General features: G+C 47.5%; 12 protein-coding genes and 1 tRNA gene. 4 read left to right on the plus strand and 9 right to left on the minus strand.

The features are described from left to right. Positions 1–3: 3 nt before the first annotated feature. A complete protein-coding gene (locus tag GXP69_RS16450; RefSeq protein WP_163916326.1) occupies positions 4–573 on the minus strand; it encodes an AraC family transcriptional regulator in 570 nt (189 codons plus the stop codon). Between the two features lie 312 nt (positions 574–885). Between GXP69_RS16450 and GXP69_RS16455 the strand changes: the two genes are divergently transcribed. Then, a complete protein-coding gene (locus GXP69_RS16455) occupies positions 886–1,746 on the plus strand; it encodes a DUF5694 domain-containing protein (protein ID WP_163916328.1) in 861 nt (286 codons plus the stop codon). 105 nt (positions 1,747–1,851) lie between these two features. On the opposite strand, the gene GXP69_RS16460 is transcribed toward GXP69_RS16455, so the two are convergent. The 3 genes from GXP69_RS16460 to GXP69_RS16470 all read right to left on the minus strand — a co-directional run bounded on the left by GXP69_RS16460 (position 1,852) and on the right by GXP69_RS16470 (position 3,323). Continuing rightward, the gene (locus tag GXP69_RS16460; RefSeq protein ID WP_163916329.1) at positions 1,852–2,172 is read right to left on the minus strand and encodes a hypothetical protein; all 321 of its coding nucleotides are present in this window, start codon (positions 2,170–2,172) and stop codon (positions 1,852–1,854) included. 7 nt (positions 2,173–2,179) lie between these two features. Further along, entirely contained in the window at positions 2,180–2,659 is a 480-nt protein-coding gene (locus GXP69_RS16465; RefSeq protein ID WP_163916331.1) for a hypothetical protein, read from the minus strand. 590 nt (positions 2,660–3,249) lie between these two features. Further along, positions 3,250–3,323, minus strand: a tRNA-Ile gene (locus GXP69_RS16470). Between the two features lie 103 nt (positions 3,324–3,426). On the opposite strand from GXP69_RS16470, the gene GXP69_RS16475 reads away from it, so the two are divergent. Together GXP69_RS16475 and GXP69_RS16480 are read left to right on the plus strand one after the other, a co-directional pair. Then, complete coding sequence (locus tag GXP69_RS16475) at positions 3,427–4,059, plus strand: HAD family hydrolase (RefSeq protein ID WP_163916333.1); 633 nt, start codon at positions 3,427–3,429, stop codon at positions 4,057–4,059. Then, the gene (locus GXP69_RS16480) at positions 4,046–5,338 is read left to right on the plus strand and encodes a site-2 protease family protein (RefSeq protein ID WP_163916334.1); all 1,293 of its coding nucleotides are present in this window, start codon (positions 4,046–4,048) and stop codon (positions 5,336–5,338) included. Before GXP69_RS16475 ends, GXP69_RS16480 begins: the two co-directional genes overlap by 14 nt. Before the next feature lie 86 nt (positions 5,339–5,424). Here GXP69_RS16480 and GXP69_RS16485 read toward each other — a convergent pair whose 3' ends face one another. The 5 genes from GXP69_RS16485 to GXP69_RS16505 form a co-directional block, all read right to left on the minus strand. Beyond that, complete coding sequence (locus GXP69_RS16485; protein WP_163916336.1) at positions 5,425–5,727, minus strand: rhodanese-like domain-containing protein; 303 nt, start codon at positions 5,725–5,727, stop codon at positions 5,425–5,427. Further along, positions 5,724–7,541 carry a T9SS type A sorting domain-containing protein gene (locus GXP69_RS16490; protein ID WP_163916338.1) on the minus strand — a complete coding sequence of 606 codons (1,818 nt, stop codon included), beginning with the start codon at positions 7,539–7,541 and terminating at the stop codon, positions 5,724–5,726. Before GXP69_RS16490 ends, GXP69_RS16485 begins: the two co-directional genes overlap by 4 nt. A 57-nt stretch (positions 7,542–7,598) precedes the next feature. Further along, positions 7,599–8,237, minus strand: coding sequence for a hypothetical protein (locus tag GXP69_RS16495; protein WP_163916340.1), 639 nt, complete (start codon positions 8,235–8,237; stop codon positions 7,599–7,601). 124 nt (positions 8,238–8,361) lie between these two features. Then, the gene (locus tag GXP69_RS16500; protein ID WP_163916342.1) at positions 8,362–9,138 is read right to left on the minus strand and encodes a PASTA domain-containing protein; all 777 of its coding nucleotides are present in this window, start codon (positions 9,136–9,138) and stop codon (positions 8,362–8,364) included. A 167-nt stretch (positions 9,139–9,305) separates the two neighbouring features. Next, on the minus strand, positions 9,306–12,008 hold the full coding sequence (locus GXP69_RS16505; protein WP_163916344.1) for a D-alanine--D-alanine ligase family protein: 2,703 nt from the start codon (positions 12,006–12,008) through the stop codon (positions 9,306–9,308). 856 nt (positions 12,009–12,864) lie between these two features. Between GXP69_RS16505 and GXP69_RS16510 the strand changes: the two genes are divergently transcribed. Continuing rightward, positions 12,865–14,064, plus strand: coding sequence for a phosphoglycerate kinase (locus GXP69_RS16510; protein ID WP_163916346.1), 1,200 nt, complete (start codon positions 12,865–12,867; stop codon positions 14,062–14,064). The last annotated feature ends 167 nt before the right edge of the window (positions 14,065–14,231 follow it).

The following is a 14,231-nucleotide window of genomic DNA, read 5'->3' on the forward strand; positions in this document are numbered from 1 at the left end:
GTGTTATATCACCTTATCTATGGTCTTGCGTTTACTGGTTTTTATCTCTTTAAAATGGCTGGCGGTAAGACCTATTACCTTTTTAAACTGGTTCGACAAATGCGCCACACTACTATAGCCCAGCTCATAGGCAATCTCTTTAAGGCTTAGCTCGTTGTAAACCAGCAGTTCTTTTACCTTCTCAATGCGCTGCAGGATCACGTACTTCTCTATCGTAACGCCTTCCGTAGCCGAAAACAGGGTGCTTAGTGTGCTGTAATCCACCCCCAACTTCCGGGCCAGGTACTCCGACATGTTCAGGTGCATGCCTGCTTCGCCCTGCTTATGTATAAGCTCAATCACGGCCAGTTTTATTTGCTCTATCAGGCGCGCCTTGCGGTCGTCCAGCAACTCAAACCCATTTTCTGCCAGCACTTTTCTTATAGTTTCCAGGTCGGTGATTTCGCCGGTAATTTCTGCTTCGCCTAACTCCACCTGCTGCACCGTATAGCCCAGCTTTGACAGTTCTTCTTCTACCACACGCCGGCAGCGGTCGCATACCATGTTTTTGATGTAGATCTTTGTCGTCTCCATAGTTTTAGTTTGTACGGCAAAAGTAGCGCTTCCCACTCGCCAGGCTTTTACATTGTTTTACCAAAGATTTACAGATTTTCTCTCCGGTAAAAGCCTTTCGGGCCAGCATGCACAATTGTGCAGGAGAAGCGCCGGTTTGTCTATTTCACGGTAGTCACCAGCGCCACAACTTTGTACCGCAATAAAACACGCACGCGCTGCATTGCACAGGCTGCAAATCGGACAACAGCAGAAAAACTATAGTTCGCTTTGCTGACTGAGGCAACCAACGTCCACCTGTTTTCATCTATTATCAAAACGAATCTAACCACTATGAAAAAATTAGTACTCGCCGCTTTACTGCTGGCAGGAAGTTACGTTACACCTGCCGAAGCTCAAAAACAAGCTCAGAAAGAAAAACAGGCACAGGTTATGCTGCTGGGCACCTTCCACTTCTCGCACCGCAACCTCGATGTCATCAAAACTGAAAAGGAGGATCAGATGGACGTGATGACACCCGAAAGTCAGCAGGATATACAGAAAATTACGGGCAAACTGGCAAAGTTCAAGCCTACCAAAATTGCTATCGAAACCTTCCCGGAAGAGCAGGCAAAAGTAGACTCGCTGTACCAGGCTTACCTGGAGGGCCGCTACGAGCTGAAGGCAGATGAGATCGATCAACTGGCGTTCCGGCTGGCAAAGCAACTGGGGCATAAACGCGTGTACTGCATCAACGCCTGGGGCGACCTGGATACCTTTGTGAAGCCCGGAGCCAAAAATTTTGATGTGCGTGACGATAAGAAAGAGCGCTTAGAAAAGTTCTGGACCTACATGCAGGCCAAAACGAAAGAGCGTGGCAAAATTGACGATGCCATTTATAACCAGAAAGGCACCCTCTACGAAGTACTTCTGAAGTACAACAATCCCGAAAACATCCGTCGCAAGCACGAGAACTATTTCCGGGACGCCTTTCAGTATGAAGAGCAACCATACGACTATACAGGTGTAGATTGGTACAATGCCAGCTGGTTCAGCCGCAACCTGCGCATTTTCCGCAACATCCAGCGCATCACCGAAAGCCCTGACGACCGCATTCTGGTCATTTATGGGGCTGGGCATTTAGCTACTATTCAGCAGGCTGTTGAAAGCTCTCCTACACACAGGTTAGTCTCTGCACATAAGTTGCTGAAGTAAAACCGCACTATAGCAGTGGCGTCAGGTTCTGAAACGACAACAGCCATTTAAAAAAGCCGCTCCACCTAAAATGGAGCGGCTTTTTTTGTTTCAAGTAATGAACTGCTACCTGCTGGTATAGATATACTGGATATTTTCTACTGAGCTATCTTCAAAAGTTCTGACTGCTGTTATTGGGTACCCACCTTCATTGTAAATAAAGGTAGACGTATAGCTTTCACCCATTTTCTGGTTGAGGATAACATCTTTTACTTCGTTGCTCAGAATATTATGCGGGGTCAGGAGAGGTTCGGGCACTACTTCGTATGCGTAAAATTCCATTGAGATCTGGTGTTGCAGAAAAGGCAAGCTTCCTTTAAAAGTATCGGTAGTGATAGAATACTCCTTGTTTTCAGTTCCTGAAGAATCTACCTTCTTTATTTTCACCGTGTTATTAGCTGCATAAGGTATACACATGTGTGCTTATCTGTGATATGATTCTTCCTCTTTGCCGGTATGTGCTTAGTTGTATCAACTGGCCAGTATTATCGTAAAAAAACTCCTGAATTGAAGTATCTGACCATAAATTCCTTTTTACAATTTTATCTATTTGGCCTTTGGCATTGTAGGTAATGGTCCAGGTTGTGCCTGAGCTATTCGCAGCATACGTTAACCTACCCTGCGAGTCATAGTCTATAGTTGTAGTTCCTATTTCATCTGTCCCTTTTCTAACGGTAGCACCATCAATCGACACAATCTGATCCTTTTCATTGTATATATAGGTTAAATCTATGTTCAGGTAGCCGCCATCGGGTAAGGTGGTCTGAGATTTTTTGTAACGCAGTAGGTAGGTTCTCTCCGGAGCCGGTTCATCTTTAGAACAGCCGCCAAACACGAACAGCAAGGCAAGCAGCAAGAGTAGTTTTGTTTTCATGAGGGGTTATAGTTTGATTGCTATAGTTAATAAGACTGCAAAAGTGCCATATCTCCCTAAAGCAAAACCTGTTGTGGTTAGAGCATACCTTAGAAAGGGTGTATAAATATCGCTAAATTTTAATACACTACAACTGAACACGATAGCCAAACATGAAAGCAAGACATGCCTCTACCCCTGCCCAAACGACAGTTAACTTCTTCTTCCGCTGGAAAGCTTATGGCACTCAGGCACGCGCGAAATAACAACTGTTTTAAAAGTGCTGAACGAGCAATTGGGTATGAACGCCTATAACAGATTGGCAGCTCGCTGCAAACGCATTATGGCCCGGGCTTATCAAGATAAACCGAAAAATAGCAATGTGTAAAGTAAAAGCATCTGTATCCCCCCTTCGTCATCTTGAGTACAGGGAGCGGCTGAAGTAGCATGCGGGAAATCTGGAGTTATATCACATTCAATACCCAAAACATCGTAACCGAACAAAGCTAAGGTTAGGCCTATGGGGCTGCTGCTATGCGGTTTGTATGCAAATTGCAGGCAAATAAAAAAGCACTTACTACGAATAAACGATGTAAGTGCTTGATCTTAAGTGGGCCCAGCTGGAATCGAACCAGCCACCTACTGATTATGAGTCAGTTGCTCTAACCGAATGAGCTATAGGCCCGTTCCCTGTTATCAGAAACCCTTTAAAAGCGCTTCCTTTGATTTGGGAGTGCAATTCTACATATTTGTATCGAGATTTTCAAATGCAACCCAAAAATTTTTCTGTGGAATTACAAAATATCAAAAACATCATCTTCGATCTGGGCGGAGTGATCATTAACATAGATTACCAAAAGAGTTTACATGAGCTGCTGAACTATAGCAAGACCGGTACAGCCATGGAGTTTACCCAGAAAGCACAGTCTCGCCTGTTTGATTTGTATGAGACCGGCGAGAGCACTTGCCAGCAGTTCCGCGACAGCTTGCGCCAGGAATACAACCTGACAGCTACCGACGAAGAAATTGATGCCGCCTGGAACGCCATGCTGCTCGACATCCCAAAGGAGCGCATTGAGCTGCTGCAGGAACTGGGCAAAAAGTACCGGCTTTTCCTGCTGAGCAACACCAATGCCATTCACCTCAAAAAGTTTAACGAGATAGTAGCAGAAAGCTTCACCATCCCGAACCTGGACTCGCTGTTTGAGCAAAGCTACTACTCGCATCTGGTAGGGAAGCGCAAACCCGATGCCGCTATTTTTGAGCTGATACTGGAACAGAACGGCCTGAACAAAGCTGAAACCTTGTTTATTGACGACAGCATACAGCATATTGAAAGCGCGCGTAAAGTAGGCCTGCATACACTGCATCTGCAGCCACCGCTAACTATAAACCAGTTCTTCAAGGATGAGGTTAACTAAACAGCAGCGGCAGTATGGCCTGCATTTGCTCCTGTTTATAGTTACCTTAATTACCACAACTATAGCCGGCGCAGAATGGATGACGGGCAAGCTGTTTTTCCTGGGGCCGGAGAGCTTTACCTGGACCGGTAGCCTTACTTGGGCTGAACTGCTGGCCGGGCTCTACTTTTCGGTGCCTTTCCTGGGTGTGCTTACCGTGCATGAGTTTGGGCATTATTTTACGGCCAGGTACTATAAAACGCGTGTCACGCTGCCCTACTACATACCGCTCTGGTTTGGCATAACGGCTGCCATTGGCACCATGGGGGCATTTATCCGCATCAAGAGCCGCATTTACTCGCGCCAGGAGTTTTTTGATATTGGGATTGCCGGCCCGTTAGCTGGGTTTATAGTTGCGATTCCGCTTTTATGGTATGGGTTTACGCATTTGCCTGCCCCCGAGCATATCTTTACCATCCATCCGGAGTTCCAGCAATACGGTCTCGATTATGCCAGGTATGTGTATGATCAGAACCTGGGCAATTTCTCGCTGGGTAAAAACCTGCTGTTCGTATTCTTTGAGCAATACGTAGCAACAGACCCAGCCCTGGTGCCAAATGCTTACGAGATCATTCATTACCCGCTGCTGTTTGCTGGCTACCTGGCACTGTTTTTCACGGCGCTAAACCTGCTCCCGATCGGGCAGCTGGATGGCGGACATATACTGTATGGTTTGCTGGGTTATAAACGCTTTAACAGGCTCTCCCCTATATTTTTTGCCCTGTTTATACTATACGCCGGCCTGGGAGTCGTATCGCCGCACAGCACGCCGCTGTGGTCCGATGAGCTGATGATTTTCTTTGTGCCGTTCACCTACTGGGCCTTCCGAAAGCTGATTGCTGACAGACGAAAAAGCCTGTTTGGCGCATTGCTCATGCTGATGCTGCAGTACACCCTTGCCACTGTTTTACCCGACTGGGCCGGCTATTTCTGGATCTGGCCGACTTACGCCCTGTACCTGGTATTTGTGTTGCAGCCTGCAGTTCCGAAGCTCCGATTTGCGTTGTATGCGGCCGCTGTACTCCTTATAGTTCAGTTCCTGATCTCGTTCCTGTTTCCGGAAGCAGATGGCTATAGTGGCTGGTTACTGTTTGGACTGGTGCTCTCCAGGATCATGGGGATTTTTCACCCGTCCTGCCCTAACGAGAGACCGCTCACGCCTTTGCGGAAGGTGTTGGGCATTATCGCATTCATCATCTTCATTCTCTGCTTTACGCCTACACCATTCGTTATAGAATAAAAAACAAAAGCCGGTGCTACTTACCAAGAGTAGCACCGGCTTTCTATAGTTTGGGTATCGCTAACTTAAGCCTGGTACCCCTGAACTTAAGCCTGGTACCCCTGTATACCGCCCAGCAGGTTACGCACATTGGTAAAGCCCTGCTGCTGTAAAAAAGCCTTCGCCGACGTAGAGCGTGCACCAGATTTGCAATGCACAATTACTTCCTGCTCTTTCAGGTCTTCCAGGTCTTCGATGCGCTGTGGCAACGTACCAAGCGGAATGTTCTGTGCGCCGGCAATATTGCTCTCCTGGTATTCCCAGTCTTCGCGCACATCAATAATTATAGGAGTTTCGCCATTGTTAAGGCGTGTTTTTAATTCTTCAGCGGTGATGTCTGTGGTGATCATAGTGTTAGTATTATTTTTCGGGTAATGATAGTTTTGCCTGTGTCGATCCGGAAGGTATACATACCAGATGGCAGATGACGCAAATCTACACTATTTAGCTGAGCATTTCGCTGTTGTGTATGCACCTGCCTGCCAGTTACATCAAATACAGTTATAGTTTTGTATAGACCATCTACCTGCACCCTACCATTGGCTGGATTCGGGTAAAGGATTATAGTTGCAGCGGCCGGGTCTTCGTCTTCTATTCCAAGTGCCTGGCCGGTCATTAGCGGACGCATCATAACTGCGCCTTCCAGATAGGTATCGGCTTGCCAGTTGGTCTGGCTGGTCCACAAAAAGCGGGTACCGGGTGCATTACTGTTCCGGTCAAAACCGAAGTTAATGAACTGGTTCGCAGGCTGACTCCAGCCCAGGTAAAAGATGCCATCAACCGGTACCGGCTGGTTTAGGGCTACTTCGTAAAATTCATTCTCATTGGCAGTATACTGAACCTCAAAGGTCTGCTGGTGCAGCACGCGCCCTGGCAGCCCTGCATTATCTTCCCAGATACGCACAGAAATTGTTCTGCCTTCGTGTAGTGGCAGAATTCTTGGGAAGTAAATCTTAAAACCACGAACCTGATCGGCACGATTCAGTTCGAAACGCATGGCTACCTGTGTCACATTTCCATTGGCCAGAAAAGCAAAACCTGCTTCGGCGGTACCGTCGTCATAAGCATAATAATCGGCGAAGGTAGTGCGTCGGAAAGTGGTATCGTTGGCTGCCTGTAAGGGGTTTTGTTCTTCGGTATTCAGCCGGATGCCGTGCAGTAAAGTAAAACCGGTTGAGGGTAGTGACAGGTTACTGACGCGAGGCGTACCTACGATTTCGTATTGCCTGGCATTAGGCGGAACAAGAGCCTGCCCGATCAAAAAAGTGTCTACTGTAGCCGTTCCATCGCGTTTCACAAAACCACTCCAGCTAATGGCGGCCGGTACATTGCCCAGGTTGTTCAGCGTTGCCGAAACCGTATCGGCCAGGGCAGCTTCCGGGTTCTCCAGAAACTGGTGCACCGGCATGGCGGTATAGTTGCGTAACAATGGCGAAACAGTTCTGCTTATGCCGATATCTCCGGTCGTGTTCTGGCCTTTGCGTCGGTTTCTGTTCAGCTCTACATAATCCAGGTTCCAGATATCAAGCAGGCCGCTGCGCAAGCCGTTATTCCGGAAGCGGAACTGAAATCCATCGTGAAAATACCTTGTCTCTTTAACTCCTATAAACACCTGCGCAAAATCAGTGGCCTGGCCAGTTGCGTTTTGCCGCCACACCTGCTGCCAGTTACCGCTGTTGTCTTTAAACTCCAGCACCATGTTAAAAGAATTTTCTGCAGTTCGATCGGGCACATCGCCTGCTCCACCGGCCTGCCAGTAAAAACTCAGGTAAACCGAATCTGAGGGTGCCAGTGCTCCCAGGCGGATGGGCTGTGAAGTAAGCGTATCAGAAGGGCCGGGTGTGGTTGCGCCAGCCATGTAAGGCTGACCAGCCGCATTCAGCCCGTCGAAGGTTGCTACATTTTTAGTAACCGGTGCTACCGCATAACGGTTGTTCACAAATACGCCACCATTAATCCAGCGGCCTGGGTCGGGAGTACCGGTAACAGTTGCAAAATCATCGAAGAAGGGTAAGCTAACTGCTGCTTCAGAGGCTGCGCTGCGCTGCGTAACTATAGTTTTCTGCTGCCGCTGTTCTGTTGTTAATGGCACTAAAACAGCCTGCGACAATGCCGCAAAGCTATAGTTGCAAAGTATAAAAACGAGCAGCAGAATTTTCTTCATAGGAATGGGCAGTGTGTAAAGCTAAGAAGTTAGAAATTTATCGGTTAAATGCCAAGTTTACAACGTTGCGGTACCAGGTTTAGCACCTGTTTGCTGTATTTCTTTCAGGCCGCCCTGCTCGGTTAGCCAGTCTAGTAGCGTAATTAGTACATCCACATTCCAGCATTTGCTTAACTCGAGGTTCGTAAAAACTGCATGATCGGATTTACTGTTGAGCACCAGGCGGTTGTACATTTTCTCGTATACTAGGTCCTCCCAAGTAATCAGGAGTTGCTTTCTGCAGAGGTATACGCCTTCGGCACTTACCTGACACTGTTCAAAATCTGCTGCTTTGCCGGCACGTAATGCATCTATACCCTGTTGCAGAATGTTGTCGGTTACCGGCTCCCAGACAGCATCTAGTATCTTGTTGCAAAGCTTTTTAAAGTACTTTTTCGAAAAGCCAAAAAAGCTCCTGAAAACAATGTCTAGCTGATCGTCGGGTGTTCTGAAACCGATATGGTAGCGCCTTCCGATCATGTAATGGTAAAACACCACCGGACTAACCCAATACAAAATGCCATTTATCTCCTTTATTCTTAATTGTTTGCCTTTAAAGCTGATGGTCTCAGCATCAATAACGAGCGGCGAATTCCGGCTTCCAAACGAGTGTAATTTTACCTGTTTATTTATACGCGGTTTTGCTGAATCTGGCATGGGCTGCTGACGGTTTGCTGCACAGCACTTGGTGTACGCAAAATTAGAAAACAGGTAACTATAAATCGGCTTAAAACAGCAACGCCCGTCATTTCTGGCGGGCGTTGCTATATGTGCTCTTACTTTATTCTATCGTTTCGATGGGCTCTGAACCAGCCACCCACAGGTCTACCAGTTCTCCGACACGGATTTTGGCACCAACTTCGGCAAACGGACGCTGCTTTAGTACCGTACCATTTGGCTCGCCACTACCCTGCATATATAGAATGTTACCGATCTGCAGCCCCTGCCCTGCCAGCAGCACCGAGGCTTCATCTACAGGCATTCCCACTACATCCGGTACTTCAAACTCGGTGTTACCCAGACCATCTCCAACGTGCAGGTCTACTACAGAGCCTTTCGCTATACTTTCGCCGGGAGCTACTTCTTTGCCATTTACAAACTGCTTTAGCACGGCATTTTTCTGCAGGTCCGGCACTGGTGTGATCTTACCTACTTTCAGGTCGTAGCTTTTCAGGATCAGCTCAGCATTCTTCACAGAGCCGTCAATCAGCTTCGGCATTTTGATCATCGGCGGATTTTTCATGTTCACCGAGATGTAGATCTTGCGACCTTCCTTTACATGCGCACCCGGAGCCGGATCCTGGGTCAGGATCTCGAAGGGCTTGCGATCTGAGTTGTAGCTCGAGTCGTTGATGAAAAATCGCAGGTTCTGCTCTTCCAGAAAAGCTTCGGCATCGGGCAGCAGCATACCTGTAACTTTAGGCACCGGCACGCTCTCGCCATGGTTGGTAGACGAAGGCAGGTAAACATAGAAGAAGCCGATCACCAGCACCCCAACTATAACCGCCATAACAGCCAGATGCTTTAGTACATCGGCAAACGAATTCGCTTTTAACATTTTTTAATTGCTGTATTGTTGATTGTTAAATTGTTGGGTCTACTATAGTCAAAGACGAAAATATTGCATCTCTACAATAATCAACTATAAATCAACTTTCTAACTTATACTTTTCTAACTTTCTAACTACAAGGACTCCTAAACTTTCTAACTCTTAAACTCCCAAACTATACTGTCGCTTTCATTTTGGTGCGCTCCACACCGTAGGTCAGGATGCGGTCGATGAAGTCGTATGGTTTGTAGCCGTTAATGGCGGTCTGGTGGAAGATACAGGTTGCCGGTGTCATGCCTGGCAGCGAGTTTACTTCTATAATGATCGTTTCTACTTCATCGTTTTCCAGCACACGCACAAAAGCATCGATACGGGCATAGCCTTCAATGTTCAAAATCTGGGCCACACGCTTCAGGTCTTCTTTTACCTGGTCTGATATTTTCTGACGGCGCTCCGGGTCAGTGGCATAACGCGCAGGTGTGATGTTCTGTCCTTCACCAGCCAGGAATTTTTCTTCCAGAGATAGTACCTCACCTTCCGCCAGTGCTTCTGATGCTTCAAACACTTCGTAGTTCACGCTGCCATCCGGTGCATGGGTAGTCAGTAAGCCGCCGGTTATTTCCAGGAAGTGCTTCGCGCCATTTCTGGAGATCAGCGTTTCAACTAAAAAGCCATGCTTGTTTGGGAATTCTTCTTTAAAACCGAGCGAAAGCGTACGCGCACAATCCGTGTCCAGTTCTTCCATTTCGCGGAAGATCAGGGTGGTAAAGGCTTCCAGTTCGGCGCGGTTCTTTATCTTTTTCACAGCAGAGCTGCAACCATCATCGGCTGGCTTAGCAATGAAAGGGTAAGGAAATTCAGCTTCTATAGTTTGGAAGAATGCTTCTTTGTCTTTCTGCCAGTCTTCTTTCCAGGCCATGCGGTGCTTGGCTACCGGCACCCCATGTTTGCCAAGTATTTCGTTGGTTTCGTACTTGTTGATTGTTATTTGCGACGAGCGGATACCAGAACCATTATACGGAATGTATAGTTTTTCCAGTTCCGCCTGCAAAGCACCATCTTCGCCAGGACGACCATGTAACGCAATGAACACCGCATCAACCAGGTTCTTTAGCTGGCTATAGCTGATGCGCTGCGGCTCCTGTAAAGTGTTGCCGGTGTATTTGCGGGTAATGCTTTCAGCTTCTTCTGCGATTTGGGCCAACACTGGGTGCGGCTTGCCACCATTCTCAAAGTACAGCACCTTCTCTTTAATGTCGTCTGCATTATCCTTCAGCATGATGTTGATCGGGATGGAGTACAAACGGTGCTCTTCGTTGCTGCCCGTCAGGAAAACCGGAACCGGCTCATACTTTACCGACGAAGAAAGCTTTTCGTAGATGTTACGGCCACTCTCCACCGAAATATGGCGCTCCGACGAGTAACCACCCATGATCACACCCACACGGATCTTATCATGACGATGTGCCTGCTCTTCTTTGATGCTCTTATCCAGCTCAGCCAGCAGTTTGGTCAGCTTTACGGTGTCTTTGCCGGTCTTCAGTCGTTCAGCAACTGAGGTGCGGATAATGTAAGTCAGGAACTGCGACGGGTTCAGCCCGATCTCAGCTGCCTGGTGGAAGAAGAACGACGACGGCAACATACCTGAGGTAGTGTTCGGGTCATTCAGGAAAATCTCGTTGTTATCGGTAATAAAGCCATCCAATCGCGCATACACATTGAACCCGAAGGCTGTAAACAGGCGGCTGGTAGCTTGTCTTATAGTTTGGATCTGCTCAGTTGGCAGGTTAATTGGCGTAATTTTACGGCTCAGGCCCGGCAGGTATTTGGAACGGTAATCGAACACTTCGCTGCCCTTCACGATCTCGGTTGGTGGCAAGGCAATTGGCTGACCCTGCTCGTCCTGCACAACTATACACGAGAACTCTTTACCACGTATGAAAGCTTCTACTAACACCTGCTGCTCATGCTCAATGTTGGTAAGCGTGATGCTGTCAGTGGCAGTTGTATTAAACGTGTCGTTGATGTGGTTGAGCAGTTCTTCCGGGTGGTAAACTATAGTTCCATCCTCTAGCTGCACCGGCATACCGATCCCTTCACGAATATCTACCAGCTGCTTGATGCTCATAAGCTGCTTCTCCTCGCCCATCGCCATCCACTGTGCTTTGTAAATGGTTTTGGTAAAGAAACTACGCTCTACACCTTGCTCAAAAGCAGCAAAGTCATTCTCCTTGATAATAGAAACGCCAATAGATGAGCCCTGGTGCGGTGCTTTAAGAACCAGCGGCAAGCCAAGGTCAGCTACCAGTTTCTCAAAAATCTGCGGTCGGTTCTGCTTCTCAGACCACTGGCTATAGTTGATGATGCGGTAATCCGGTGTCGGGAAGCCATGCTGTTTCAGCATTTCCTTCTGCGCCACCTTATCAATACCGATCGCCGACGGAAGGATACCTGAACCAGAGTAAGGAATATGATACCACTCCAGCAAACCCTGAATACTGCCATCTTCGCCGTAAGGCCCGTGCAGCGCCAGGAACGCAAAATCGAAATGATTCCGGAACTCGTTTGGCTGCAGACGCTTACCTGCTTTGGCTATAATTTCGTCCTGCTCCTCAATGCTTAGCTCACCCAACGACTCCAGGTACACCTGCAAACTGTGCTCGCTCTGGGGTAACGCATCCACTGGCGGGTAAAAATCACGGATCGTACCTTTGTAGATGTACTGCCAATCCAGCAAAATAAAGTTGCCCAAGCTGTCCACAAACACCGGAACGGCTTCAAAGAGGGCTTTATCTAAGTTATCGTAAACCGTACGGCCACCTGCAAACGAGATCTCACGTTCACGTGATGGTCCACCGAAAATTATTCCTACTCTCATTCCTGCAAAGGTAATAAATTGGAAGCGTTTATTAATAGGGTTAAAAGGTAAGGGTTTTATTTAGAATTTATAACTGGAAGTATAGGTTCAATAGTATAAACAAATGTCATGTCGAGCGAAGTCGAGACATCTTATGTGTCCGTTTCTTGTCATTTCGAGTGTTGCGAGAAATCTATCTCAGCCTATAGTTTGTAATGACCTAGCAGTGTGCGCAGCTCCTGCTAGCGTCTGTTGCTATAGTTTACTTTGCTTACTGCTGGAACCAAGCCGTACTTTTATAGTTGACTGTAATCCTGGGAGCTTTACTTACCTATCTTTTTATAGTTGCTTTGGTGCGCTCACGGCCGCGGGGCCCCGTCTTCGGGCATCGCGCTGCTGCCTTCTTGCTACCCTCACTCTGCTCGGGTTGGCTGCGCCACCGCAACAAGTCAAAGGCGCTCAACCCAAAGACTGATAATACATTCGATAGTTGTTGCTCTAACTATAGTTTGCTATATGTCTCTTGGATAAAGCAGATCGATTTTTCTCGTGGCTATAGTTCCGTAGGGACAGGTAAACCTGTCCTGCTCATGGTTTGAAACTATAGTAGTAGAAGAAAGTCCCCCTTAGAAGGGGGCGGGGGATAACAAACCGTAACAATGAAACTATAGCTCCAACTACATCAGAAGCCCCAATCCTGTAAATCCATTAATCCAGAAAATCCTGATTCAGACAAACTTTCTAACTTCCAAACTTTTTAACTTTCTAACTCAAACATTTTCCTTTCACTATATTTGCTCATCTTTAGAACTTTCAGCAACAAAATAAGCTGAAACTCGAACAACGTAAACAAGAAATGAAACTATAACCTTACCTCATGAAGACGATTGACCAGTATAACTTTGCCGGCAAAAAAGCGCTAGTACGGGTAGACTTTAACGTGCCCCTCGATGCCGATTACCGCATTACCGACGATACCCGTATCCGGGCGGCTGTACCTACCATTCAGAAAATTTTAGCCGATGGCGGCGCTGTTATCTTGATGTCGCATTTGGGCAGACCTAAGAGCGGACCAGAAGAGAAGTACTCATTAAAGCATTTGGTAAGCCGTCTGTCGCAGGAGTTTAACACCAATGTGCTTTTTGCGGAAGATTGCGTTGGCCCACAGGCGGCACAACTGGCGCAGGAATTAAAGCCAGGTGAAATTTTGTTGCTGGAAAACCTGCGTTTCCATAAAGCCGAAGAAAAAGGCGATGCCGATTTTGCAAAAGAGCTGGCTACCCTGGGCGATGTGTATGTGAATGATGCCTTCGGAACGGCTCACCGCGAGCACGCTTCTACGGCCGTTATTGCCCGCTACTTCCCGAAAGACAAAGTAATGGGTTACGTAATGCAGGCTGAGTTAGACAACGCGCGTCGTGTGCTGGGCAATGCAGAGCGTCCTTACACAGCCATTATGGGTGGTGCTAAGATTTCAGATAAGATCCTGATCATCGAAAAACTGATGGACCGCGTGGACAACCTGCTGATCGGCGGTGGTATGAGCTATACGTTTGTGAAGGCAGATGGCGGCGAGATCGGTTCGTCGTTGGTGGAAGAAGATAAAATTGACCTGGCGAAGCGCCTGATTGCCATGGCCCGCGAAAAAGGTGTAAATCTGATGATCCCGGTTGATTCTGTGATTGCCGATGCATTCAGCAACGAAGCCAATATTGACACCAGCCTGAGCCACCACATTAAACCGCTTTGGATGGGCCTAGACATTGGACCAACAGCCCGCGAAATGTACGCCGACGTTATCCGCAACTCTAAAACTATACTTTGGAATGGCCCGATGGGTGTGTTCGAGATGTCGAACTTCTCGGTGGGTACCGAAGCTGTGGCCGATGCCGTAGTAGATGCCACGCGCATGGGTGCTTACTCACTGATCGGCGGTGGCGATTCGGCTGCAGCGGTTAACAAGTTTGGCTATGGCGACAAGGTATCCTATGTATCGACGGGTGGCGGTGCGCTGCTGGAGTACATGGAAGGTAAAACCCTGCCAGGTGTAGCCGCCATCGAGCGTGACGATTACTAAACTATAGTTAGCTATAGTTACAAAACGCCCTGCTACTGAAAAGTGGCAGGGCGTTTATAGTTTATACTCATCTGCCACTGCTTTATCAGTTCTTTTTCTTATATTCTATAATTACTATACTTGCAAGTGGGTTATCCTATATTTTCATCCACTTATTTTGATCATAC

Source organism: Pontibacter burrus, from assembly GCF_010686685.1.
GTDB classification, from domain to species: Bacteria; Bacteroidota; Bacteroidia; order Cytophagales; family Hymenobacteraceae; genus Pontibacter; species Pontibacter burrus.

What these genes read in the sequence shown, in the direction of transcription:
- GXP69_RS16500 (WP_163916342.1), bottom strand. Translation starts at nt 9,138, where the DNA reads ATGTTAAAAGCGAATTCGTTTGCCGATGTACTAAAGCATCTGGCTGTT.
- GXP69_RS16510 (WP_163916346.1), top strand. Translation starts at nt 12,865, where the DNA reads ATGAAGACGATTGACCAGTATAACTTTGCCGGCAAAAAAGCGCTAGTA.
- GXP69_RS16505 (WP_163916344.1), bottom strand. Translation starts at nt 12,008, where the DNA reads ATGAGAGTAGGAATAATTTTCGGTGGACCATCACGTGAACGTGAGATC.
- GXP69_RS16450 (WP_163916326.1), bottom strand. Translation starts at nt 573, where the DNA reads ATGGAGACGACAAAGATCTACATCAAAAACATGGTATGCGACCGCTGC.
- GXP69_RS16485 (WP_163916336.1), bottom strand. Translation starts at nt 5,727, where the DNA reads ATGATCACCACAGACATCACCGCTGAAGAATTAAAAACACGCCTTAAC.
- GXP69_RS16465 (WP_163916331.1), bottom strand. Translation starts at nt 2,659, where the DNA reads ATGAAAACAAAACTACTCTTGCTGCTTGCCTTGCTGTTCGTGTTTGGC.
- GXP69_RS16490 (WP_163916338.1), bottom strand. Translation starts at nt 7,541, where the DNA reads ATGAAGAAAATTCTGCTGCTCGTTTTTATACTTTGCAACTATAGCTTT.
- GXP69_RS16455 (WP_163916328.1), top strand. Translation starts at nt 886, where the DNA reads ATGAAAAAATTAGTACTCGCCGCTTTACTGCTGGCAGGAAGTTACGTT.
- GXP69_RS16480 (WP_163916334.1), top strand. Translation starts at nt 4,046, where the DNA reads ATGAGGTTAACTAAACAGCAGCGGCAGTATGGCCTGCATTTGCTCCTG.
- GXP69_RS16495 (WP_163916340.1), bottom strand. Translation starts at nt 8,237, where the DNA reads ATGCCAGATTCAGCAAAACCGCGTATAAATAAACAGGTAAAATTACAC.